This is a genomic window from Pelobium manganitolerans (genome assembly GCF_003609575.1).
In the GTDB taxonomy this organism is placed as follows: domain Bacteria; phylum Bacteroidota; class Bacteroidia; order Sphingobacteriales; family Sphingobacteriaceae; genus Pseudopedobacter; species Pseudopedobacter manganitolerans.
Map to the genome: position 1 here is coordinate 140594 of NZ_MBTA01000026.1, position 23457 is coordinate 164050.

Consider the following 23457-nt stretch of genomic DNA (forward strand, 5'->3'; position numbering starts at 1 on the left):
ATTTAAGTCCAAAAACCCGCTTTGAAAAACCAAGTAACCGCATTGCCAATAAATATGCAGAGGTGATGGAGGTTTCAAAGCGAAAGATAGAAAACGGCAATCTTTACAGTTTTATCAACGATTGGGAAGGCACACGCTATCAATTTGGAGGTTTAAGCAAGAAAGGCGTGGATTGTTCGGGTCTTGTTTATCTGATATACCGGGATGTTTACGGCCGCGAAATTCCACGGATGACCAGCCAGCAAGTGCAGGTAATTAAACGGAAATATGAAAGTCAGTTGCGCGAAGGCGATTTGGTGTTTTTTGATTACGACGGTAAAAAGTTTAGCCATGTGGGCCTATATCTGCAAAACGGCTATTACGTACATGCCAGCACACGGAAAGGCGTGATAATAGAAAAACTTAGAAATCCTTATACCTATAAATATTTTTATCGAGGAGGAACGGTTAAGTAGGGGGGCAGGTGCCAGTTTGTTAGTTTTCAGGTGGGTAGGTGTGGCTAAGAGCTAGCTTTTAGTTACTTGGTATTTGGTGTGTTGGCCGTAGCAGTTTTTTTGATGCTAATAAAAAAAACGGGCTAATGCCCGCTCTCTTATTTTCTTAGAAACGTGGTTTATGTTAGAAAATGGCCCCGATCAACGAACGCCTAGCCGACAAAGTCCTAATAAACTAACCACCTAACAAACTAATCAACCACCCTCGTTCCGTCTTCAATTTGGGTGATGTACACGTTCATCCCGATGTTCATTTTGTTGAAGTAAGCCTCTTTAATTCGCTGAACGATACCTTCTAGCTCATCTTCTTTAACTAAAGAAATCACACAGCCGCCAAAACCGCCGCCCATCATCCGCGCACCCAATATGCCGCTTTCTTTTTTGGTACATTCCACAATAAAATCAAGTTCTGGGCAACTTACTTCGTACAGTTCACTTAAACCGGCATGGGTTTCGTACATCTTCTGACCAAAATCGACAATTTTGTTTTCCTGTAAATCTTCGCAAGCAGCCAGTAAACGGTTGTTCTCTTCCACAACATATTTGCAGCGGTGATAAATGTCCGTGCTTTCGTTGCTTAAGCACTCTTCCACCATTTCAATGGTGGCATCGCGCAAAGTTTTTACTTGCGGATACTTCTTTTGTATAATGGAGACGCCTTCGCTGCATTGACTGGTGCGCACATTATATTCTGAAGAAGCTAAAGAATGTTTTACCATTGAATCAAATAAAACAATTTTAATTCCCTCTAGCTCAAAAGGCACATATTCGTATTCTAAAGAACGGCAATCCAGCTTCACCACATGGCCTTTTTTACCAAATACGCTGGCAAATTGATCCATAATGCCGCATTTCACGCCTACAAATTCGTTCTCTGCTTTTTGCGCCAGTTTCGCAATTTGCATGCGCTCTAATCCTAGCGCAAAAACTTGGTCCAAACCATATAAAGTGGCACATTCTAAAGCGGCAGAAGATGACATTCCGGCACCCAAAGGCACATCTCCTGATATTACCGCGTTAAAGCCGCCCACGTTTTTGCCTATTTTTTGTAACTGTTCTACCACGCAAAGAACGTAGTTTGGCCAGCCCTTGTCAGAGTAGCTTAATTTAGAAACTTCTGTGGTGTAAGATTCATCTAAATCACCAGCCACAATAAAAATGGTATTGTCCTCGCGTTTGGAGATGGCGATGTAAGCCGCTTTATTGATTGCCGCGGGCAATACAAAACCCATATTATAATCGGTATGCTCGCCAATTAAATTTACACGGCCGGGCGAACACACCACTAAAGGCTGCTCATTAAATGTCTGTTGAAATAACTCCTTCACTAAACCCTTTGGATCTCTCATGCTTTTTATTTGAATTATAGGTTTTTTGTTGATTTTTCTGCTGACCAAGGTAGAACCGCAAATTTTATTTAAGTTGGATTTTGATATGATATTGTTGGATTATTTTATTGTAATTTAGTGTTTGTTGTAATAAATAAAACGATGAAAAAGAAGCAAGGTTTTGCTGGGCAAAGAATAATCGAAATTAATGATGAGGCTGCAAAAATGCATCAGCGCAAGCACAGTACGGGCAAGCTAGGTTTTTTTAGCAAAGTTGGTTTTTTTCCCGAGGCAAAATACCAGTTTTTAGAAGACCGCGCGGGTAGCGCAGATTATGCCTTGGTTTATTGTGTAAAAGGCTATGGAACTGCAATTATAAATCATAAAATTTTGCATGTTTCGCCGGGTGATTTTTTTGTGATACCTGCAAATACGCCCTTTTCTTATGCGGCAGATCAAATAAAACCTTGGACTATATTTTGGTTTTTTTTTGACGGAGAGGCTATCCGGGAAATGGCAGATTTATTTATTCATAATGCTGGTTCGTACAAGGGCTATCTGCCTTATACAGACGAACGGATTAAGCTGTTTAACCGCATTTACAAATGTTTGGAACAAGGGCATGGCGAACAAAACTTGTTAATGCTGAATATGTGCTTGCTCAACTTAATTTCGTCCTTGGTGCTTTTGGGCGGAGACCGGGTTAAAATAAGTGATAAACAGCAACTTTTGGTTAACAGCAGTATACAATTTATGAAAGACAGTGTGCATAAAAGCATTAGTTTGCCACAAATTGCAGCTTACGTCAATCTTTCTGTACCGCATTATACCGCATTGTTTAAAAAAACAAGCGGAATGTCGCCAATCAGTTATTTTATCAGCTTAAAAATCCAAAAAGCATCAGAATATTTAAAATATAGTGATTTTTTGGTGAAAGAAATCTCATTTAAAGTCGGAATTTTTGATGTTCAGTATTTTTCTAGGTTATTTACTAAAACAACCGGGCTTTCTCCGCTAAAATTTCGGGCGCAATTTAAAACATTGCAAAGTAATTGATTTACACTAAGCCAAATTTTAAGTGTGGCTTCATTTTTTGTTGGATGATTGCCCACGGATTGTTTAAATTTTGTTAAAAAAGTAGTGTGAGAGCAAAATAAGGCTGATTTATTTAGGCTCGGATGATTGGTTATTCATATAAATATTTAAATTTGTCGCAAAGCGAAAAAACCATTTTATGTCAGAAATTGCAGAACTTAAATTAGACGGAAAAACCTACGATTTACCCATAGTAGAGGGCACAGAAAACGAAAAAGCCATTGATATAGCAAAACTTAGAGATCAATCAGGTTATGTAACTTTAGACTCGGGCTTCAAAAACACCGGAGCTACTAAAAGTGCAATTACTTTTTTAGATGGCGAGAAAGGGATATTAAAATACAGAGGTTACTCGATTGAAGAATTAGCCGAAAAATCAACTTTTTTAGAGGTTGCCTACCTTTTAATTTACGGTTCTTTGCCTAACCAGGCACAGATAGACAATTTTCAGCATCAAATTAGCAGACATACCCTTGTACACGAGGATATGAAGAAGTTTTTTGATGGTTTTCCTTCAAAATCTCACCCAATGGGTCAGTTGGCTTCATTGGTTTGTTCGCTTTCCGCTTTTTACCCCGAGTCTTTAGATCCGCACGCAACGGCAGAAGAAATGGACTTAACCATGATTAAGTTATTAGGTAAAATGACCACCATCGTATCATGGATTTACAAAAAATCATTAGGTCATCCGGTTATTTATCCGCAAAACAAATTGGATTATGTGACCAATTTCTTGCATATGACGTTTGGCCAACGCACAGAGGATGTGGAGATTGATGACGTTGTGGTAAACGCCATGAATAAGCTATTAATCTTACACGCGGACCACGAGCAGAACTGCTCTACGTCAACAGTTAGAATTGTAGGTTCATCAGATTGTAACTTGTATGCGTCAATTTCTGCCGGTATCTCTGCGCTTTGGGGACCATTGCATGGTGGCGCAAACCAAGCCGTTATTGAGATGTTGGAGAAAATTAAAAACGATGGCGGCGACGTTGACAAATGGGTAAATAAGGCGAAAGACAAAAACGATCCGTTCCGTTTAATGGGATTTGGTCACCGCGTTTATAAAAACTTCGATCCTCGCGCAAAGATCATCAAGAAAGCTTGCGACGAGATTTTAGCAAAGTTGGGTATTAGTGATCCGGTTTTGGATATTGCCAAGAAGTTAGAGGAAGTAGCTTTAAATGATCCTTACTTTGTGGACCGCAAGCTTTACCCTAATGTCGATTTCTACTCTGGAATTATTTACCGTGCTTTAGGTTTCCCAACAGAAATGTTTACCGTGTTATTTGCTTTGGGCCGTTTACCGGGATGGATAGCACAATGGAAAGAAATGCGCGAAAACAACGACCCAATCGGTCGCCCACGTCAGATCTACATCGGAGAAAACGATAGGTCTTACGTTGAAATGAGCAAAAGATAAAAAACAATAATTGTATAAAAGAGAAATCCCCTAGCGGCCATCATCGCTAGGGGATTTTTTTTACTATTCATCGTCATTAACTATTCACCACTCACCATTTACTACTCACTATTTAACCCACTCCCTATTCACCGCTCACCATCCCATCACACCACACTAAAAATAGCTAAGCCATAAATGTAAAAGCGTAAAAAGCGGAACAGCGCCCAAAGTAAGTAATGGTTAAAATTGTATTTAATTAAGCCACAGGCAAAGCTAACGATAGAATGGGGCAGGGGCAACAAAGCACCCACAACAACAAATACACTTCCCCATTTTCTTAGGTTTTTAATATGTACGGCTATTTTGTTTTCTAAATAAGCCTTTACCGATTTTATTTTAAAAGTTAAGGTGCCAAGGTAATAAGCGGTGATGCCACCTAAATAAGATAAAGTAGCTAAAACACTCAAATAAATCCAGGGGTGGCTCATTTTTGCACTCCAGGCAATAAATATTTCTGGCGGAAGCAAACCCAGAATGGTTTCGGAAATATAAAATACTACTAAAATGCTCTCGCGCGAGTAGTTGTTTACCAAGGCATCAAGCATGGCTCGCGTATCTAAAAAATAGTACTCTAAAAATACAAACAGCGCCAAAACCACCGCTATGGTAATTCCTCCTTTAATGGCGGTACTTTTTAAAAAATCGTAAAATTTGGTGATTTTGTAGTAGCGGTTGAGCGCTACCATTCTATTTCTTTTGTTCACGGGTTTCAGATGATGTTTTTAGTCTACCTAAACTTAAAATATCTTTAAATATTGTGCACGAAGATAAAGGCAAAAATTAAATTTAGCGTATTTGCTATGTCTTTATTTTGTTGCAGAGTTTAACCTAAACTGGGTCTTCGGTTTTAGTATGAGCAGAGAAAATAATCCCGAGCAAAAAATTAGGTTGCCGGCGCTTCGCGCCGGCAACAACTGCCTTTGGTTTTAGAGAAATTAATCGTTTTCTAAAACCATAATTTCCTCGGCAAGTTCTTCCCAGTGCAGTTGTGCGGCGCCTAAGCTTTCTTTGGCTTTTGCGTAGCGTTCGTTTGCGTCTTTAAGTTTGGTGGCGTCGCTAAATACGGCTTCTTGCGCAATTTCACCTTCAATATCTTTAAGGTTTTGCTCTTTTTGGCTAATTTCTTCCTCTAAAGTTTGCAATTGCTGGTTCAGTTTTTTCAACTGCTTTTTGCGTTCCTCTAATTCTGAAGGTTTTGGAGCTTCTTTTTTTGGTTTTTGAGCTTTAGCCGGTTTTATGCCACCTTGGTCGCCGGTTTTTGCACGGCGCGCCTGCCATTCTTCATATTCTTGATAAGTGCCCGGATATTCTTGAATATTTTGGCCTTCAATAAACCAGATTTTATTGGCTACGTTATCCAAGAAATACCTATCGTGAGATACCGCAATGAAAGTACCTTCGTACTGTTGCAAAGCTTGGATCAAAATATTTACCGATTGGATGTCCAAGTGGTTGGTGGGCTCATCCAAAATCAAAAAGTTAGAGTCGGTAGTTAAGGACTTAGCTAAGGCAACCCTTGATTTTTCACCTCCGGATAGCACCCTTATTTTTTTGAAAACATCGTCACCGGAAAACAGGAAACATCCTAAGATAGACCTTAGCTCGGTATCCGTATGTTTGGGAGCGAAAGCCTGTAGTTCTTCTAAAATAGAGTTTTCCAGATGAAGACTCTCTAGCTGGTGTTGCGCAAAAAAAGTGGTGCTTACGTTGTGTCCGGTTTCGCACATGCCTTCAAAACTTTCGGTACCCGCGATAATGCGCAGCAAAGTGGATTTTCCTTTTCCGTTAGCGCCAATTAAAGCTATTTTATCACCTTTTTCTATCACGCCGTCCGCATCCGCTAAAATATCTATGGCCGGATAGCTTTTATAAACATGTTCTAAACGCACCACATGCCTGCCAGAAGGTTTAGAAAACTTAAAGCGGAAGTTTACCGTAGGGTTGTCATTGTCTACATCTTCAACGCGTTCCAGCTTGTCTAAAGCTTTCATCCGCGATTGTGCCATTTTAGCCTTAGAGGCTTTGGCCTTGAAACGCTCAATTAAGCGTTCTTCTTGTTTAATTTTGGCTTGCTGGTTTTTAAATTCACCTTTCTGGATTTCCTCGCGCAAAGCTTTTTCTTCTAAATAAAAGCTGTAATTACCGGCGTAGGTGGTTAATTTGCCTTTGCGCGACTCCACAATGCGGTTGACAATACGGTCTAAGAAATACCTATCGTGCGATACGATTACAATTGCGCCTTCAAAGCTGTTCAAATACGTTTCTAACCATTTGATAGATGGTAAGTCCATGTGGTTGGTGGGCTCATCCAACAACAAAATATCTGGCGACTGTAAAAGGATTTTCGCCAGCATTACGCGCATACGCCAACCTCCCGAAAAGGTGTTCAAAGGCCTGTGCTGGTCTTCGGCGCTAAAACCTAAACCGGCCAAAATCTCGTTTGCACGGTATTCGATATTGTAACCGTCTAAAGCCTCAAACTCCATTTGCTTATCGCTAAGCTTGTTTAAGGTTTCTTCAGAATAATCGGTTTCGATTTTTTTTAAGAGAATCTCTATTTCATCATGTAATTGATTTTGGCGCTCAAAGGCTTCCATAGCCACATGTAAAATAGAATGATGCGAATCGTACGACAGCAAATCTTGGTTAAGGTAACCGATTTTAATGTCTTTAGACATGGATACCGTGCCGGATGAAGGCTGGTACTCGCCAACAATAATTTTTAAGAGGGTTGATTTTCCGGTACCGTTGGCGCCAATTAAGCCGATGCGTTCGCCGGGTTTAATGTGCCAGTTGGCTTCGTCATATAAGGCTCTGGAGCCAATTAAAAAGGTTAAATCGTTTATCGCAATCATTTGCGCGCAAAGGTAATAATTTTAGCAAGCAATGCTTTTGCACAACAAATTTAATTAAGTAGCTTTTCTGTTTTTGTGGGCAACCAATGTGTCCGTTAGCGCTTAAATGTTTAACAGATGGACGGCCCAACCTATTTTTTAAGCTCTTTACTATCGGTTACGCGAAAAATTCCCTTAGGGTTGTTGGCTTGTACGGCATTGGTAATGTGCATCATTTTTCTTTTGTTTTTTACCTTTTCCCAATCCATTCCCATAGTTTTTCTGTCTTGAAATGTCATAGCTTTTTTTGTTTATTCAATCGTCCATAAATTCTTTAATCTGTTCGCTAATATCGCGCAAAGTATTACTATCTAAGGGCGTTCCGGCAGTTTGGTAAATGTCGCCCTTGTTGTTAAATTTTACTCTAGGGTTTTCTTTCTGAAGGTTTAAACCTGGTTCGTAATTTAGCCCCAACTCGTATTCTTGATCTTTTTTAGAAAAGAATACTTGGACTACCTTCGGGCTAACGTCGCCCATCACATGGACGGTAATTTCAAATATCTTATTCATAATGTGTGCTTTCCTGAACGCTGCAAATATGATACCTAAATGGATTAGCTCAAACTGGTATTCCCAATATTTTGAAATATCGGATAAAAAGCCGATAAATAGAATTATCGGCAAAAAAGCCGATTTATTGTTATGTGATAGTTTTGCTTTCGGGATTGGCAGCGCACAGCTTTACAAACTACTGATTCACGTTTAACCCGCCGAAACGTATTTTAAACCTACTATAGAACTTACCAGCGTGAACAGGAAAAACATGCGCCAAAAAGTGGCTGGCTCATTAAAAAAAAAAATGCCCATAATTACCGAACCTACAGCGCCAATGCCCGTCCAAACGGCATAAGCAGTGCCTATGGGCAAGCTTTGCGTGGCTTTTATCAACAACAACATACTTGCAACCAAGCAAATTAAAAAACCGCCGTACCATAATACGGTTTCGTTGCCATTGCTTTCTTTCGCTTTACCTAAGCAAAAAGCGAAAGCGGTTTCAAACAAACCGCCTACAATTAAAAAAATCCAAGCCATCAATCTAAAAATAAAGTATCATCTTCTTCATTGCCAAGGTTCAGTTTTACTACATCTTTACCTGCAATACCTTCTACCGATCCGCTAATATGTACGGCGTTTAAAAGCACTTTTTCCAACTGCTTTTCGCGTGTTTTCCAAAGTTTTTCCATGGCATTCCGCTCCGTTTGTATGCTGGCTTTCATGCTCATAAAACCTTCGCTAATGGCGTTCCATTGCGCCGAAAATTCTGCCGAAGTAAGATAATCGTACAGCATGTGCATTTTATCGCCCCGGTTTTCTTGTGATTTGTTGGCCGCGTAAAGCTTCACAATACCATCCCGCAGTACATAAGTTACGGCTTTAAGCTCTTCAAAAGAACAAATCCACACGCCGTCTTTTTCGCCGAAGCAATCCATGCCTTTTGGGTAGCATTGCGTTACAATTACCGCCACATCTGCACCTACGGCTATTTTATCTTTTTTTAGTTTCTCTATCCAATCGCCGCCAAAATCTTTGGTGCGTTTACTTTCATAAATAATGCGTCCACAGGTCTGGCCGCTGGCATTTCTAACCGTTTGAATGCAATCTGCCCCGCGGATGCCTTTACCTACTTCCTCTACCACATCAAAAGGGAAATTGCTTTGCAACAGCTCTTCCACAATCAGCTCTTGCGATTCACCCTGCAATTGCATCGAGCCCTGCTCGGCCTTGCGCTTCATCTCATCCACCAGCTTGTTCTGCGCCTCCAGTTTTTGCTCGTATTCTTTCAACTTCAGCTGGAACTCTGTTTCTTTCAACTGACTTTTCTCCAGTTCTTGCTTACGGATTTGCTCGGCAAGGTTTACGCGCTCTTCTTGCAGTTTGCGCTGTACAGAAAGTTCCATTTCGGCCTCTTTCGTCTTTAAATCGGCCTCTTTGCGCAAAAATTCCAACTCTTTTAAGCGTGCTGTTTTTAGTTTTTCTTCACTTTCTTTATTGGCATTTTGTAAAAGTTGCAGCTGATTCTCGTAATCTGTGGCAATCGTTTTCCGCAGAGATTCTTCCAGTTGTTTCTGCAATTTTGCCTTTTCGGCATCCAGCTGTTGCTGGTATAGCTGGTTTTGTTGTTGCTCGCGCTTTAAAAATTCCTGTTCTCTTTTTTGGTATTCCTCTTCTTTTTTGCGCGCTTCTTCCTCTTTTTTCTTTTGGAAATCCAGCATTTGCTTGCGCAGGTTGTTTTTATATTCTTCTGCCATTACCTCTTCAATAGGAAAAGAATGGCTGCAGTTTGGGCATTTTACTTCTGGCATATCCGTGTTAAAATCGCTGTTTTTATGAGGTTCCACAAAAATAAGATTTTAAGCCGAAGCATAGCCAAATAGCTGCGCTTTTGATTTGGTTTATAGATTTAGGCTAGGGCGTGCCCCCGCTTAAATGCGGGGTCGGGCTATTCACTGCAAGTCCTCGCTCGTTCCTCGCTGAGGGCTTTCCGTTGCTATCCCTCACGCAAAATTCGCGATGCTTTTATACCCCTTTATGTCTTTAGCCCCTATGGCTGCAAACATTAGGTTTAAAATATCGAAGCATATATTTGTTTTTTTTGCCTTAGTATTAAATTGTATGCTTTTGTTTACGAACGAGTTAGGCGTTTAAAAAACCGCCTTGAGCCCAGTTGTGCTACTAAATGACATTTGGATGGCATATCAACTCCATTTCTTGAATATGTTTGCCGAAAATTAACAATTTAATATTAACTAAAATGAAAAAAGTATTTGCATTATTAGCAGTTGGTTTAGGTTTAGCAGTATCTGCTAGCGCTCAGGATTTTGGCTTTAAAAAAGGCGATGTTTTATTGGAAGGAAGCGTTGGCTTTAGCGTAGAGGACAATAAAAATACCGAAGAAAAAGTGACTTCTTTTAATTTTGTACCTAAAGCTGGATATTTCATCTCGGATAAAGTTGCTATCGGTTTAGGTTTAGGCTTTGTTTCTACAAAAGATGAAGATTACAGCACAGGCGGTTCAACAGACAAAACTAATTCTTTTGGAATTGGTGTATTTGGACGCTATTACTTCTTAGAAATTGGCAAACGTTTTAAAACCTACGGTGAAGCTGGCTTGGGTTATTCTTACATTAAATCAGAAACTGAAGTTGCTGGAAATACTGTAGAAGGTCCTAAAACTAACACTATTGATTTCAACGTTGGTGTAGGTGCAAACTACTTTATTACAGAAAGACTTGCTTTGAACGTTGGTTTAACCAACTTAATTAACATCGGAAGCTCAAAAGTTGACGCTAGCGGTGCAAAAGCTACTACCAATTACGGTGTACAATTGGGTTCTATCAACAATATTTTTGATATGGCTACTTTTGGTTTAGCTTACAAATTCTAAATAAAACATTCTTGTTTTTGAAAAGCGCCATCTGAGAAACCGGATGGCGTTTTTTTTGTTTAAGAGTTTGTGCTTTTTCATAGGCAGGGAGCAGGGCCTTCTGCGAAAAACCTGCGCTCAACGCAACAAACAAAGTAACTCTACGGACTGAGAAGGCATTTTGTAGATCATAATTTCTCTGCTTTCTGCTCCTCCTTTTTCGTTCCCTCCGGCTTTTCTTCAGCTTCGTTCTCAAACAAAATACGTACAGAAGGGGTGTACAAATCTTTATTTTGGCCACTGTGGTGCGACCAAAAAAAGGCGGCTAAAAAACATAGCGCCAATACCACGCTGCAGGCTATTAAAAAGAAGATAATGGTCATGATTTTAATCCGTATTTTTTAGCTTGTAAATGGGTGCTGATGCTCGTGAATGAGATAATGGTAACGGTGCTTAAAGGCATTAGAATGGCCGCAATAAGCGGAGACAACTTTCCTTGTATAGCAAAGCTGATGCCTACCACGTTGTAGCAAATGGCAATACAAAAAGACAAATGGATTACGTTTACCGCTGCTTTAGAAAATTTTAAAAATTTAGGCAGCATCGCAAAAGATTGGCCGTCTAAAATGGCATCGCTACCTGGCGTAAAGTTGTTGATATTATCTGTAACAGCTATGCCTACATTGGCTTGTTGTAAAGCTCCGGCATCATTTAAACCATCCCCAATCATTAACAGGGTAGCGCCACTGCGTTGTTTTTGCGCAATAAAATCCAGTTTGTTCTGCGGTGATTGCTGAAACAACAAATCGCTTTGCTTTTTAAAGTAAGGGCTCAGCAGGTTGTTGTCTTGAGGGGTATCGCCAGATATAAGAAAGGTTTGATAGTTGTTGTTTAAATTTTGCAATAGCGGCGCTAGGCTGGGGCGTAGGTTTTGGTTTATTTTAAAATAACCTAAGTACTTTCCTGATATGCTCACATGCACCTGTGGAAATTCCAGCAGTTGTGTTTTAGCGCCTTGCACAAAGTCGGCTTTGCCAATTAATACTTCTTCATTTTTATAAACGGCACGCATACCGGCGCCTACCACTTCTTCAAAATCGGTAATTTGAACTTGTGCAGAGCTGTTCACAAAAGCACAAATTTTACGGCTAAGCGGGTGCGATGAATTTTTGCAAACCCCATAAACTACGGCTTCCCACTCCGGCTCCAGCTCCCCAATAAACTCTACCGAGTTATGATCAGCAATAGTGACGGTTCCGGTTTTGTCAAAAACCACCGTGTCTATGGCGGCCAGTTGCTCCACCACGTCGGTGTTTTTTAGGTAAAACTTATTTTTGTCGAATATGCTGAGCGCCGCGCCCATGGTAAAAGGTGTGCTTAAAGCCAAGGCGCAGGGACAGGCTATAATAAGGATTGCCGTAAAAGCGTTTAAGCCGGTTTGCCAGCTGGTAGGTAGCCAAAAAAGTAAAGCCAAAGTAGCTAAGCTAACCAATATGATGCTGAAATAATGACTTACGCGCGTTACAAAAGTTTTGGTTTTAGTGCTGTTCGCTTTTTGGAAACTTTCGTTGTTCCACAAGCCGGTAAGGTAGCTTTGTGATACGGGCTTAATTACTTCTAGCTCTAAAGAACCCGCTGTTTGCCTCCCGCCCGCGTAAACTATTTCGCCAAGTACTTTTTGCACCGGTTTTGATTCGCCCGTTACAAAACTAAAATCTATAAGCGCGTCGCCTTTCAGCAATATTGCATCGGCCGGAATAATTTCTTGGCTTTTAACCGCTATGCGATCACCTTCTTTTATTTTTTCTAGCGGAACGGGTGCAGTTTTGCCGTCCTCGCCAATGACATCCACTGCTACCGGAAAAAAGGAACGGTAATCCCGCTCGAATGAAAGGTGGTGATAGGTTTTTTGCTGTACAAATTTGCCAATCAGTAAAAAGAATACTAAGCCGGTTAGGGTGTCGGCAAAGCCTTCGCCGGCTTGGAAAATATAATCGCTAAGCGTGCGCAGCAATAATACCGCAATACCTAAAGCCAAGGGGAAATCGATATTTAAAATGCCTTGTTTTAAGGAAACATAGGCGCGCTTAAAATAATCGATACCCGAATAAAACACGGCCGGGAAGCAAAAAGCCAGGCTAATTAAACTGAAATACTGGCCAAAATGTTTTTCGGACTCGGCAATACCAAAATATGCCGGAAAGGCCAATAACATCACATTGCCAAAGCAAAATCCGGCAACGGCAATTTTGGGCACTAAAGCATCTTTTTTGGCTACGCCACTGTTTATAACGTCTTGCAAGCTAATTAAAGGCTCGTAACCGATAGTTGTTAACAGCTGCGCAATTTCTTGCAATGAGCTGTGTTGGTGATTAAACTGCAGGTGGACTTGTTTTTTCAAGAAATCAACCCGACTTTCTAAAATTGCCGGATTTAACGTGTTTAAATGCTCTAACAGCCAAATGCAAGAGCTACAATGGATAGCGGGCAGGTAAAAAGTAACCAAAGTTTTTTCGGCATCTTGGTAGTTTACCAGTTTGGCGGCAATCTCGGCCACGTTTAAATAATCAAATTGTTGTTGTTCTTTTTTCTGCGAAGCGCCCGGGTGTTGGTTTAACTTATAATAATTATGGAGATTTCCGGCAGATAAAATACTGTAAACATTTAAACATCCGCTACAGCAAAAGCTTTTTTCGTCTTTGAGCAAAACTTTTGAGGTGCATGTATCACCGCAGTGGTAGCACACTTCTTTAGTAACAACAGCCATATTACAAAGGTGGGCAAAATATCCATGATAACTATGACGCGTTGTGGACGCCAGAATGATTAAAATCACTTTTACATAAAAAAGTATGGCTACCGTTAATATGTAGTGGTTTGGAAGGTCGGAAATATGCAAGCAATTTCACATGAAATTTGGAAGGGATAAAAAAAGCGCTATCTTAGTCCAAAATGCAACCCAAACAGTCAACATATCGCACCATAGCATTGGCTATCCCTCAACAGCGGGGCATGGCAAGGTTATATACGTCGGTATTGCTGGGTGTTAGGCGTATTGCCGCTTTCATACTTTTCCGAAGCAATAAGGATTTTATTTCTTAAGCCCCAATTTCCACAATTTACTGGGGGCTACCTTACCTCTAAAATTCTTTTATTATGAAAACAGCGCGCAACATTCTACATTTCTTATTTTCTTTTTCTGCAAAGGCTAAAGGCTTAAAAGCCAATAGAGCGTGTTTTTTGTTCACCGCTAATAACAGGGCCTTTATCAGCTATGCCCCATATTGTTGTTATGGGGCGGTATTTATTGTAGCAATCCATTAGCGGAAGCTTTCAGTTTTTTCCGCCCTGCCTTGATTGCTTAATCGTGCGTATCAAATTTTTAAAATAATTAAAACCAAAAGTTATGGTTAAAGATCAAATTGTAATTGGTTCAAAAGAGTACCAATTGTTAGAGAAACACTTAAAGGCCTCTAACATGTCGAAGTTTAATAATGAAAAGTTGGAAAAAGAGCTTAAAAACGCCAAAGTGGTAGAGGCTAGCGAACTGCCTGCCAAAGCGATTGTTTTAAACTCTAAAGTAGAAATTGAGGAAACCGTGAGTGGCAGAAAGTTCAATTTTCAGGTGGTATTGCCTAATGAAGCAAATATCAAAGAAAGCAAGATTTCTTTATACACCCCAATGGGTGCTGCGGTTTTGGGTTATATGGAAGGTTCATTTGTTGAGTGGGAAATGCCTAACGGGGTACAAAAGTTTAAGATTAACAAGGTAGAGCAGCCAGAGGCCTAGGCCGGTTGAACATCTTCATAAAAGCTGTTTTGCTTGCAAAACAGCTTTTTTTATGTCCTTAGTTTTTCGCGTTCGCTTTTGGCGGGGTGCAGTGTGCTGTCGCCATATCTTTTGCTAGGTAGGCTAAAAGCTATTCATAAACTTCATCCTAATGCCGTCTTGGAAGTTTTCGATAGTTTTAAAAATCTCGCGTAAAGTGGCCTGCTCAATTTTTGTTAAAGAGCTTAGCTCTATATAATTGCTGGGTTCGCTGCGGTCGTCGGTAATTTGCTGCGCCTGCCTGCGTAAGCGTAAGCTCATTAAATAGTAATAAGATTGCATCAGCTCGTCAAATTGCGACTCGGTGAAAACTCCTTTTTCTTTTAAGGCTTTTAAACGTTCGCCGGTGTTTTCTTTCTGAAAAATTTTGTTCTGCAGGGCGTATACGCGTGCCAAATCCACAATGGGCGTCATGGCGCGTTTAATATCAAAAACTTCGCGCTCTTGAACTTTTAGGGTTCTGATGTTTTTAAAAAAGGTAAGGGGTGGTTCGTATTGTAAGGCATTTTTTGCCATGTACACAAAAAACTTTTCCATGGGCTTGTTCAGTTCTTCATCCACAAAATCGCGTAGTTCGTCCATAATAGAACGTTCGCCATAGATGGCCCGGCAATCAAAAAAAGTGGCGAATTTACTTGCTGTTTCTGGCAAGGCTTCTTCTATCCATTCTTTGTAATTACGTTTCCAGTGCGATAAAGAATGCGTCCATTTAGGGTTTTTAGCCATAAAATCGCCACTGCAATATTCAAAACCAATTTCATTTAACTTGTCCGACACGCGCGTAGCAAATTCCAAAAAATAGGCGCGCACCAATTCGCGCTGTTCATTGGCTTTGTCTTCATAAATAATGGCATTGTCTTGGTCGGTTTTAAGCGTTTGCTCTTTGCGCCCTTCACTGCCTAAAACAATAAATACAAACTTCGCCGGGGCTGGACCAATCTCGCCAATCACCTCCTCAATCACTTTGTTAGATATAGTATCGGCAATGGTGGTAATTACTTGGTTCACAATTTCTGCATGAACGCCTCTGCTTAAAAGCTGCGATACAATGTTGGGCACCCGGTTCCATTTAGCCCGCAGTTCTTTAATGCTAAGTGCAGATTTTACCGACTGGATAAATACCAATGGCGATTGTGCCTGTTCGCTTAGCAAGCGGTTCCTGCTTAAAAATCCCTCATATCTGCCGTCGTTCTCAATTAACACATAGCGACTCTTGGTTTGGAACATCAATAAAATAGCCTCGTACATATAAGAACTGCCCGAGATAGAAATCGTATGCGTATCCATTACGCTTGATACGGGGCCGTTGGCATCAATCCTTTGCGCAATTACCCGGTCGCGCAGGGTTAAATCGGTTACGTAACCAATAATGTCATTGGCTGCATTAGTAATAAATAAACAGCTCACTTTATTTTGGGCCATTTTTGTCGCACATTCATATATGGGGGTGTTTTGCGGACAACTTACCAATTTTTGGTAGCCCATTTCTTCAATTTTACGCGAGTAGAGTTGCTCAGACGCGATGTAGCTTTCCTCAAATAAAGTAGGCTTCTTAAAAAAATGTGCAAAGTCTTCATTAGACATCCGTTTACCAAAATCGTCCGTAAAATATTGGAAAAAAGCCTCGTAAGCATTGCACAGCGCCCTAAAGTGCTTGCGGGGGAGAATATAAACCACGGTCCCTTTTTTTGCGACCACAGTTTTTAAGGCTTTTTTACGGTTTAGTAGCACCGAAATTCCTCCGAAGACCGAGCCGGGAAGCAATTCTTCTACATCGCGTTTATGGTTGTTGCTGTCGTAAAAAAAAGATTCGTAACTGCCTTCCACTATAATATCTACGCCTTTCATTTTGGTGGCGCCCTGATGGTAAATCTCTTTTTCTTTGCTGTAACGTTGTTCTTCTAACAAATCGGCAACATTTGCCAAAACATCTTCTGGCAAATAGCTAAAAGGAACAGTGGTTTTTAAAAGCGCTAGTTTATTTTCCATAAGATAAAGATAATGAGCAATGTAATAAGGATAAACGAAAGCAAGTAAGCGCGCCAAACAGGTTTTTTGCTAAACTCTTTATTCGGGTCTTTTATTTCGAGCGTATGGCGCTTAACGATAGCTTCTGTTACTTCGTTTTTATGCAGCAGGTGGAAGAAAATTTCTGCTGTAAGTTCTGAGTCTTTCAAAGCGTTGTGCAACTGCTCGGGTCGTTTTTTAAATAAGGTTTTGTAAAAAACGCCCAGCCGCAGATGGCTAAACGACGGGTTTTTAACATATTTAGCACTGGCCTTCATGGTGCAAAAGAAATCGCTTTGCTGCAAGGGGTTTTCTTCGTTTAAACGGTAAGCCTCGGCGCCTACCATGCAAAAATCCAACTCGGCAAAGTGTGCTACCACCAAGGGATGATATTTTATAATGTCGTTTTCAAACTTCTCAAATACGCGTCTGCGGTCTTTGCCGTGCTTCAATAAGAAATCGCGATCCAGCTTATGGATGCGCGTAGACGCTTTACTGATGTTGATTTTACCCGGTTTTAGATAATAATTTTCGCGTTTTACCTCATTGCCATCGCTGTCGAAAATTAGCCAAGCTATCTGCAAAACGTGCGGCCAGTTGTTTTTTGCGCCGTAAGAAACATCCCATTTTTTGGGTAAACCCGATGTTTCGGTATCTAATATTAAGTAGTAATTATGCAAAGCTTATGGTTAAACGTGTGTTCAAAATAAGCATTTTTTTGAGTTATGCTTGCGCTGATGCTTTGTTGCTTTTTGTTTTTTGAAAAGAGAAGTTTCTTTGTGAGAAATAGCTGAACAGCGTTACCAGCACAAATGTGAGCATGTACGATGGGGTAGGATACCAGTGCCATAAATCTACAAACAGCTTCATAAAAACGTAGTTTAATAAGATGCAAACCAATACCACCATTAAATATCTGACTAGCTGCACACGTTTTAAAAGGTATGAGCCTCCGAAAACCACATAGGTATTTAAGTAAAAACCGATAGGGAAAGTAATACCGAAAGCAACCAGGAAAGCGAAAATGTGCGAGCTGATGGCCAGCCAAGAACCCACGTGCACCACCTGCTTTTTAACGATGAAGTTTTCTGTAACGGCAAAAATCAAAAAGTTTAAGCAGGCATTGCCGCCGCCGCACACTGCGTACCTGTATGTTTGTAAAGGCAAAAAGCGCTTAAACAGCGGATAAAAGCTGTCAATAAGCGATAATAGTAGGTGTTGAATTTGGACGTTAAGTCTGCGGATCATTAAACCAAAGATAGGATGCTTTATTGGCGCATAAAATTTTACTTTTTAACATGGTGTAAGGTTAAGCTTCGGTTAGCCAACAGCACACTCACTAAAACAAGTACCGAACATAGCAGAAAAGGTGCCCCCGGGAAAATCAGTGGTGCATTTTTATCAGTAAAATAAGAGAAAATGCTGGTCATTAAAGGCGGTGCAAAAATGGTTGTGGCACTCATTAAACTGGTTAAAGCGCCTTGTAGTTCGCCCTGCTCGCTACTGGTTGCATAACTGCTGATGATGCTTTGCAAGGCAGGGTTGGCGATACCTCCTAAAGAATAAGGCACAATAAAAATGAACATAAATATGCCGTTTGGCGCGAAAGCAAATAGCAATAAGCCTAAGCTGTACAAGCATAGGCCAATGTACAGGCTTTTCTCTTGCCCAAATTTAGGAATTGCCCAACGCGTAATACCAGCTTGCACAATACCTACCATTAAACCAATAAAGCCTAAAGAATAACCTACCCAAGCCTCGTTCCAGCTAAATTTTTCCATGCCGTAGTAGGACCAAATACTCTGTAAGCCGTTGTTAGCTGTATAAATAAGAATAAGCGTAACAATTAAACCGCTTACAGCGGGGTATTTTTTTAGCGCAAATAAAGATCCTAGCGGATTGGCGCGTTTAATATCAAACTCGCGCCGAGCATTTATCGGAAGTGACTCTGGCAGCACAAAATATCCGTAAAGGGTATTGAGCAAGCTGATGCCGGCCGCTGCAAAAAACGGAATGCGCGAGCCAAATTGCCCCAGCAAGCCACCAATTACCGGTCCCAAAATAAAGCCCAATCCAAAAGCGGCGCCTATTAAACCGAAGTTTTGTGCGCGGTTTTCGGCCGTACTTACATCTGCAATATAAGCAGAAGCGGTAGTGAAGCTGGCACCCGTAATGCCCGCTATGATGCGCCCAACAAACAGCCACCCAATGCTGGGGGCAAAAGCAAGAAAAAGATAATCGATACCGAAACCCAATAAAGAAAGTAACAGCACCGGCCGGCGGCCGTATTTGTCGCTCAAATTTCCAATTAGTGGCGCGCAAATAAACTGCATAAAAGCATAAGAGAAGGTAAGCCAACCGCCGTAGCTGGCCGCTTGGCTAAGGTTGCCCTGTATAAGCTCGCTTATCAATGTTGGCAAAACCGGGATGATGATGCCCAGGCCGGTAACATCAAGCAATAGCGTAATAAAAATAAAACCCAGTGCAGCTTTTTTGTTCTTATGCATAAAATTGTGGATCGCAAAAAAAAATGCCCTATCGCTAGGGCATCAAAATTAAATGTATTTATTGCCGAATTTTTGCTTTACATCGGCAACCACCTGCTTCACGTGCTGCTCTTTATCGCGCGGGCAAATCATTAGGGTATTGTTTGATTCTACTACAATATAGTCGTGCAAATCTTGCAGAATCACCAGTTTGTCTTTAGGCACATTAACCATGCAGTTTGATGAGTTGTACATCATTACGCCCTCTTGGTTAATTACGGCGTTGCCTACATAGTCTTTTTCGGCAAGCTCATAAACAGATGCCCAAGTACCCAAATCGGACCAGCCAAATTCTGATGGCATCACAAAAACGTTATCTGCTTTTTCCATAATGCCGTAATCAATGGAAATATTGGTGCATCGCTGAAAAGCCGATTGTATAAATTCACGTTCGCTAGGGGCGTTATAATGGTTTTTCCCGCCTCTAAAAATATCACTAATATCCGCCAAATGTTTATCAAAAGCTTCAATAATGGCGTTTACGCTCCACACAAAAATCCCCGAGTTCCATAAAAAATCGCCACTGGCTAAAAAAGTCTGCGCAATTTCTAAAGAGGGCTTTTCGGTAAAGGTTTTCACCTTGTGCAAATTGTCTTCAATGGTGTTCTCTGCATATTGGATGTATCCATAGCCTGTATCCGGCCTAGACGGTTTAATACCTAAGGTGATTAAGCAATGGTGCTTTGCACTTGCTTCCAAGGCTTTATTAATGGTGTTTACAAAGTTTTCGGTTTCTAAAATCAGGTGGTCCGATGGTGCCACCACAATTTGCGCATTTGGGTCCAGCTGTTTGATCTTATAGCAACCATAAGCAATGCAAGGCGCGGTATTGCGCATAATAGGTTCGCCAATAATTTGGTTGTCGCCAAGTTCTGGCAGCTGGCTTTTTACTAAATCAAAATAATTTTCGTTGGTTAAAATATAAATGTTCTCAACCGGTAAAATTTTTTTAAACCTTTCAAAGGTGTTCTGGATTAAGCTTTTTCCGGTGCCTAAAACGTCTAAAAACTGTTTAGGAAAGGTAGTTCTGCTCACTGGCCAAAATCTGCTGCCAATACCTCCCGCCATAATAAGCGCGTAACTGTTGTTGTTCATATCTGTAAATGTTATAGTATCCCCTCTCTAAGTAAGTCGTGCAAATGCACCACCCCTTTATACTCGTTGTTTTTGGTAACGATGAGCTGTGTAATGTTATGCTGTTTCATTTTTTGAAGTGCGGCCACGGCCATCTCGTCTTCTTCTATGGTTTTTGGCCGGGTATTCATAATGTCCACAGCTTTTAGGTTTTCAAAAGATTCGTGTTTCTCCATCATCCTCCGTAAATCGCCGTCGGTAATTACGCCCCTAATCTCCAACTTTTCTACAATAGCAACAACCCCCAATCGTTTTTTAGTAATTTCTAAGATAGCCTCTTTTATGCTTGCGCCGATGCCAATCTGTGGCTTTTCATTAAATTGACTTAAATCTGAAACTTTTAGATATAGTTTTTTACCTAAAGAACCGCCCGGGTGGTATTTAGCAAAGTCTTCTTTAGAAAAATGGCGGCATTCTAATAAACAAACCGCAAGTGCATCGCCTAGCACAAGCTGTGCAGTGGTGCTGGTGGTAGGCGCTAAATTATTTGGGCAGGCTTCTTTACTGATACTGGCGTCTAAAACAAAGTCGGACTGTTGTGCCAGGTACGATTCCTTTTCGCCCACGATACACGCCAAGGGGTTATGGCCTTGCTTTAATAAAGGTATCAGCCCCTTAATTTCGGCAGTATTGCCGCTTTTTGAAAGGCAAAGTACCAAATCGTCTTTTTGGATAATGCCTAAATCGCCGTGCACCGCATCTGCCGCGTGCATAAAAATAGACGGCGTGCCGGTAGAGTTGAAGGTGGCCACCAGCTTTTGCGCAATGATGGCGCTTTTGCCTACGCCCGTAACAATTACCCGGCCCTTTAAATTCAAAATCGTTTGTACCAACTTTTCAAAATCGGCGCTAAGTTGCGTACTGAGTTGATTTAAAGCTTCTCTTTCGAGCGAAATGGTGCGGCGGGCGATATCTAAAATTTCTTGAGACGATTTCAAGATTGTAAATTTTATAATTAAATGTATTTATTTCCCAAAAATATGTTATTTTGATGTTTAAAATCAGCAAGGGCTGTTTTTTTTGACTACAAAAATGCAGATTAAAAAATCTTTAATAGACAATTTACAGACGTTTTTTGGTTTTGATAATTTTAAAGGCGACCAAGAAGCTATCATTGACAGTATTTTAGAAAAGAACGATACGTTCGTTATTATGCCCACCGGTGGCGGTAAGTCTATCTGTTACCAACTTCCGGCATTAATGAGCGAAGGCACTGCCTTGGTTATTTCTCCTCTTATTGCGCTGATGAAAAACCAGGTGGACCAGTTGCGCGCTTTTGGCGGGCGCGATAGTATTGCTCATTTTCTTAATTCATCATTAAACAAAAGCGAGATAGCCAAGGTAAAACAAGATGTACTTGCCGGCGAAACCAAACTTTTATATGTAGCGCCAGAATCGCTCACCAAGCAAGAAAACATCGACTTTTTGCGTTTGCTCAAAATTTCTTTTGTGGCTATTGATGAAGCACACTGTATCTCTGAGTGGGGGCATGATTTTAGACCAGAGTATCGCAAAATTCGTCAGGTTATCAATAACATAGGCGATAATATCTCATTAATTGCTTTAACTGCTACCGCAACTCCAAAGGTGCAGTACGATATCCAGAAAAACTTGCAGATGACGAATGCGAACCTATTTAAATCGTCATTTAACCGTGCTAACCTTTATTATGAAGTAAGGCCGAAGCAAAACGTAATTAAGGAAATTGTAAAATACATTAAAAACAATCCGGGCAAGTCGGGTATCGTGTACTGCTTAAGCCGTAAAAAGGTAGAGGAGGTGAGTAATGCCTTGGAAATTAATGGTATAAAGTCATTGCCGTACCATGCGGGTTTAGATGCCAAAGTGCGCGCAGAAACGCAGGATAAGTTTTTGATGGAAGATGTGGATGTAATTGTGGCAACCATTGCTTTTGGCATGGGTATCGATAAGCCCGACGTGCGTTACGTGATCCACCACGATATTCCGAAGAGCATGGAAGGTTACTATCAAGAAACCGGACGTGCGGGGCGCGATGGTGGCGAAGGGGTTTGTGTAGCCTTTTACTCGGAAAAAGACATTGATAAACTGGCTAAGTTTATGAAAGACAAACCGGTTTCTGAACGTGAAATTGGCACCCAAATATTAAAAGAAGTTATAGATTATTCGGAATCTGCTGTTTGCCGCAGAAAGCAGATTTTACACTACTTTGGCGAGAATTTTAATGAAGTAGGTTGCAATAATATGTGCGACAATTGCCGTGCAGAGAAGCAATATTTTGCTGCGCAAGAACCGTTAAGTACAGTACTCCAGCTGATAAAAGATTTCGGAGAAAAATTTGACGACCACCATATTATTAACGTACTGATGGGGGTAGAAACTGCACAAATACAGGCTTACAAACACCACCAAAGTAAATATTTTGGGAAAGGTAAAGAGCAGGGCATTTTGCTTTGGAAATCTGTGTTGCGCCAAGCTCTGTTAGATAATTATGTTTTAAAAGAGGTGGATAACTTTGGCTTGTTGAAGTTGAACAAAGCCGGCGAAAACTTCTTAGAAAATCCGCATAACCTACGCTTTATCTTAAACCGCGAGATGGAAGCGGCGAAAGATGATGACGATGACCAAGCGCACGGTGGTACAGCAACGGTTGATGCGCAGCTGTTGCAGATGTTGAAAGACCTGCGCAAAAAAATAGCGAAACAAAAAAACTTGCCGCCGTTTGTGGTTTTCCAGGACCCGTCTTTAGAAGAGATGTGTACCCATTATCCCGTTACAATGGATGAACTGAAGCATATTTCTGGTGTGGGTAACGGCAAAGCGATGAAATTTGGCTCCGCTTTTATTGAGCTGATAAAGAAATATGTTGAAGAAAACGATATCGACCGGCCAATTGATTTTGTGGTAAAAACGGCCGCAAATAAATCTGCGCTTAAAGTTTCCATTATCCAAAACATTGATAGGCAAATATCTTTAGAAGATATTGCTGCTTCAAAAGGCATTTCTTACGAGGATGTATTGAAAGAAGTAGAGTCTATTGTAAGTTCTGGCACTAAACTTAATTTGAATTACTTTATTGATGAAGTAATTGACGATGACCGCCAAGATGAAGTTTTCGATTACTTTAGAAGTGCCGATGTAGATTCTATTGATAAAGCGTTGGAAGAATTAGGCACCGACGATTACAATTGGGAAGAAATTCAGCTCATGCGGATTAAGTTTATGTCGGAACTGGGAAATTAGGTCTGGAACAAGAAGTAAAGAACAAAGATTAAGGAGCAAGGAGTAAAGGCAAAGGATCGGAAAATCAACGTTACTA

21 protein-coding genes are annotated in these 23457 nt (G+C 40.7%); 6 read left to right on the top strand and 15 right to left on the bottom strand.

The genetic code is table 11. The features are described from left to right. The first annotated feature begins 65 nt into the window (after nt 1–65). A complete protein-coding gene (locus BCY91_RS12585) occupies nt 66–455 on the top strand; it encodes a C40 family peptidase (protein ID WP_245989127.1) in 390 nt (129 codons plus the stop codon). 230 nt (nt 456–685) lie between these two features. On the opposite strand, the gene galK is transcribed toward BCY91_RS12585, so the two are convergent. Next, nucleotides 686–1843, bottom strand: coding sequence for a galactokinase (galK, locus tag BCY91_RS12590; protein ID WP_120182542.1), 1158 nt, complete (start codon nt 1841–1843; stop codon nt 686–688). A 141-nt stretch (nt 1844–1984) separates the two neighbouring features. On the opposite strand from galK, the gene BCY91_RS12595 reads away from it, so the two are divergent. Continuing rightward, entirely contained in the window at nt 1985–2878 is an 894-nt protein-coding gene (locus tag BCY91_RS12595; protein ID WP_120182401.1) for an AraC family transcriptional regulator, read from the top strand. Nucleotides 2879–3056: 178 nt separating this feature from the next. Next, complete coding sequence (locus BCY91_RS12600; RefSeq protein ID WP_120182402.1) at nt 3057–4343, top strand: citrate synthase; 1287 nt, start codon at nt 3057–3059, stop codon at nt 4341–4343. 146 nt (nt 4344–4489) lie between these two features. Here the strand turns inward: BCY91_RS12600 and BCY91_RS12605 are convergent, their stop codons facing one another. The 6 genes from BCY91_RS12605 to BCY91_RS12630 all read right to left on the bottom strand — a co-directional run bounded on the left by BCY91_RS12605 (nt 4490) and on the right by BCY91_RS12630 (nt 9618). Beyond that, on the bottom strand, nt 4490–5071 hold the full coding sequence (locus BCY91_RS12605) for a YqaA family protein (RefSeq protein WP_120182403.1): 582 nt from the start codon (nt 5069–5071) through the stop codon (nt 4490–4492). 249 nt (nt 5072–5320) lie between these two features. Further along, nucleotides 5321–7240: an ABC-F family ATP-binding cassette domain-containing protein gene (locus tag BCY91_RS12610; RefSeq protein WP_120182404.1), complete on the bottom strand. Its 1920-nt coding sequence runs from the start codon at nt 7238–7240 to the stop codon at nt 5321–5323. A gap of 131 nt (nt 7241–7371) precedes the next feature. Then, a complete protein-coding gene (locus tag BCY91_RS17645) occupies nt 7372–7518 on the bottom strand; it encodes a hypothetical protein (RefSeq protein ID WP_182995380.1) in 147 nt (48 codons plus the stop codon). A 16-nt stretch (nt 7519–7534) separates the two neighbouring features. Next, nucleotides 7535–7789 (bottom strand): hypothetical protein, encoded by a 255-nt coding sequence (locus BCY91_RS12615; protein ID WP_120182405.1) that lies wholly within the window; start codon nt 7787–7789, stop codon nt 7535–7537. A gap of 192 nt (nt 7790–7981) precedes the next feature. Next, nucleotides 7982–8311, bottom strand: a complete 330-nt coding sequence (locus BCY91_RS12625; protein ID WP_120182407.1) for a DMT family transporter — start codon at nt 8309–8311, stop codon at nt 7982–7984. Next, the gene (locus tag BCY91_RS12630; RefSeq protein WP_245989129.1) at nt 8311–9618 is read right to left on the bottom strand and encodes a DUF2130 domain-containing protein; all 1308 of its coding nucleotides are present in this window, start codon (nt 9616–9618) and stop codon (nt 8311–8313) included. The genes BCY91_RS12625 and BCY91_RS12630 overlap by 1 nt, the downstream gene beginning before the upstream one ends. A 413-nt stretch (nt 9619–10031) precedes the next feature. On the opposite strand from BCY91_RS12630, the gene BCY91_RS12635 reads away from it, so the two are divergent. Next, nucleotides 10032–10664, top strand: coding sequence for an outer membrane beta-barrel protein (locus BCY91_RS12635; RefSeq protein WP_120182408.1), 633 nt, complete (start codon nt 10032–10034; stop codon nt 10662–10664). Between the two features lie 167 nt (nt 10665–10831). Here BCY91_RS12635 and ccoS read toward each other — a convergent pair whose 3' ends face one another. Both ccoS and BCY91_RS12645 read right to left on the bottom strand, forming a co-directional pair. Next, entirely contained in the window at nt 10832–11026 is a 195-nt protein-coding gene (gene ccoS, locus BCY91_RS12640) for a cbb3-type cytochrome oxidase assembly protein CcoS (RefSeq protein WP_120182409.1), read from the bottom strand. Next, nucleotides 11023–13410: a heavy metal translocating P-type ATPase gene (locus tag BCY91_RS12645; protein WP_120182410.1), complete on the bottom strand. Its 2388-nt coding sequence runs from the start codon at nt 13408–13410 to the stop codon at nt 11023–11025. Before BCY91_RS12645 ends, ccoS begins: the two co-directional genes overlap by 4 nt. A 639-nt stretch (nt 13411–14049) precedes the next feature. On the opposite strand from BCY91_RS12645, the gene BCY91_RS12650 reads away from it, so the two are divergent. After that, nucleotides 14050–14433: a GreA/GreB family elongation factor gene (locus tag BCY91_RS12650; RefSeq protein WP_120182411.1), complete on the top strand. Its 384-nt coding sequence runs from the start codon at nt 14050–14052 to the stop codon at nt 14431–14433. A gap of 123 nt (nt 14434–14556) precedes the next feature. Here BCY91_RS12650 and BCY91_RS12655 read toward each other — a convergent pair whose 3' ends face one another. Genes BCY91_RS12655 through BCY91_RS12680 form a run of 6 tightly spaced genes read right to left on the bottom strand, consistent with a single transcriptional unit; the run spans nt 14557 to nt 21097 of the window. After that, the gene (locus BCY91_RS12655; protein WP_120182412.1) at nt 14557–16461 is read right to left on the bottom strand and encodes a DUF294 nucleotidyltransferase-like domain-containing protein; all 1905 of its coding nucleotides are present in this window, start codon (nt 16459–16461) and stop codon (nt 14557–14559) included. After that, complete coding sequence (locus BCY91_RS12660) at nt 16446–17159, bottom strand: 3'-5' exonuclease (RefSeq protein ID WP_120182413.1); 714 nt, start codon at nt 17157–17159, stop codon at nt 16446–16448. Before BCY91_RS12660 ends, BCY91_RS12655 begins: the two co-directional genes overlap by 16 nt. Before the next feature lie 43 nt (nt 17160–17202). After that, entirely contained in the window at nt 17203–17727 is a 525-nt protein-coding gene (locus BCY91_RS12665; protein WP_120182414.1) for a GtrA family protein, read from the bottom strand. A gap of 38 nt (nt 17728–17765) precedes the next feature. After that, entirely contained in the window at nt 17766–18986 is a 1221-nt protein-coding gene (locus BCY91_RS12670; protein ID WP_120182415.1) for a TCR/Tet family MFS transporter, read from the bottom strand. A gap of 48 nt (nt 18987–19034) precedes the next feature. Then, nucleotides 19035–20120, bottom strand: coding sequence for a mannose-1-phosphate guanylyltransferase (locus tag BCY91_RS12675; RefSeq protein ID WP_120182416.1), 1086 nt, complete (start codon nt 20118–20120; stop codon nt 19035–19037). Nucleotides 20121–20131: 11 nt separating this feature from the next. Beyond that, complete coding sequence (locus BCY91_RS12680) at nt 20132–21097, bottom strand: KpsF/GutQ family sugar-phosphate isomerase (protein ID WP_120182417.1); 966 nt, start codon at nt 21095–21097, stop codon at nt 20132–20134. A gap of 94 nt (nt 21098–21191) precedes the next feature. Here BCY91_RS12680 and recQ point away from each other — a divergent pair, with 94 nt between their 5' ends. After that, nucleotides 21192–23381 carry a DNA helicase RecQ gene (gene recQ / locus BCY91_RS12685; protein ID WP_120182418.1) on the top strand — a complete coding sequence of 730 codons (2190 nt, stop codon included), beginning with the start codon at nt 21192–21194 and terminating at the stop codon, nt 23379–23381. Nucleotides 23382–23457 lie beyond the last annotated feature (76 nt).

What these genes read in the sequence shown, in the direction of transcription:
- BCY91_RS12585 (WP_245989127.1), top strand. Translation starts at nt 66, where the DNA reads ATGGAGGTTTCAAAGCGAAAGATAGAAAACGGCAATCTTTACAGTTTT.
- galK (WP_120182542.1), bottom strand. Translation starts at nt 1,843, where the DNA reads ATGAGAGATCCAAAGGGTTTAGTGAAGGAGTTATTTCAACAGACATTT.
- BCY91_RS12595 (WP_120182401.1), top strand. Translation starts at nt 1,985, where the DNA reads ATGAAAAAGAAGCAAGGTTTTGCTGGGCAAAGAATAATCGAAATTAAT.
- BCY91_RS12600 (WP_120182402.1), top strand. Translation starts at nt 3,057, where the DNA reads ATGTCAGAAATTGCAGAACTTAAATTAGACGGAAAAACCTACGATTTA.
- BCY91_RS12605 (WP_120182403.1), bottom strand. Translation starts at nt 5,071, where the DNA reads ATGGTAGCGCTCAACCGCTACTACAAAATCACCAAATTTTACGATTTT.
- BCY91_RS12610 (WP_120182404.1), bottom strand. Translation starts at nt 7,240, where the DNA reads ATGATTGCGATAAACGATTTAACCTTTTTAATTGGCTCCAGAGCCTTA.
- BCY91_RS17645 (WP_182995380.1), bottom strand. Translation starts at nt 7,518, where the DNA reads ATGACATTTCAAGACAGAAAAACTATGGGAATGGATTGGGAAAAGGTA.
- BCY91_RS12615 (WP_120182405.1), bottom strand. Translation starts at nt 7,789, where the DNA reads ATGAATAAGATATTTGAAATTACCGTCCATGTGATGGGCGACGTTAGC.
- BCY91_RS12625 (WP_120182407.1), bottom strand. Translation starts at nt 8,311, where the DNA reads ATGGCTTGGATTTTTTTAATTGTAGGCGGTTTGTTTGAAACCGCTTTC.
- BCY91_RS12635 (WP_120182408.1), top strand. Translation starts at nt 10,032, where the DNA reads ATGAAAAAAGTATTTGCATTATTAGCAGTTGGTTTAGGTTTAGCAGTA.
- ccoS (WP_120182409.1), bottom strand. Translation starts at nt 11,026, where the DNA reads ATGACCATTATCTTCTTTTTAATAGCCTGCAGCGTGGTATTGGCGCTA.
- BCY91_RS12645 (WP_120182410.1), bottom strand. Translation starts at nt 13,410, where the DNA reads ATGGCTGTTGTTACTAAAGAAGTGTGCTACCACTGCGGTGATACATGC.
- BCY91_RS12650 (WP_120182411.1), top strand. Translation starts at nt 14,050, where the DNA reads ATGGTTAAAGATCAAATTGTAATTGGTTCAAAAGAGTACCAATTGTTA.
- BCY91_RS12655 (WP_120182412.1), bottom strand. Translation starts at nt 16,461, where the DNA reads ATGGAAAATAAACTAGCGCTTTTAAAAACCACTGTTCCTTTTAGCTAT.
- BCY91_RS12665 (WP_120182414.1), bottom strand. Translation starts at nt 17,727, where the DNA reads ATGATCCGCAGACTTAACGTCCAAATTCAACACCTACTATTATCGCTT.
- BCY91_RS12670 (WP_120182415.1), bottom strand. Translation starts at nt 18,986, where the DNA reads ATGCATAAGAACAAAAAAGCTGCACTGGGTTTTATTTTTATTACGCTA.
- BCY91_RS12675 (WP_120182416.1), bottom strand. Translation starts at nt 20,120, where the DNA reads ATGAACAACAACAGTTACGCGCTTATTATGGCGGGAGGTATTGGCAGC.
- recQ (WP_120182418.1), top strand. Translation starts at nt 21,192, where the DNA reads ATGCAGATTAAAAAATCTTTAATAGACAATTTACAGACGTTTTTTGGT.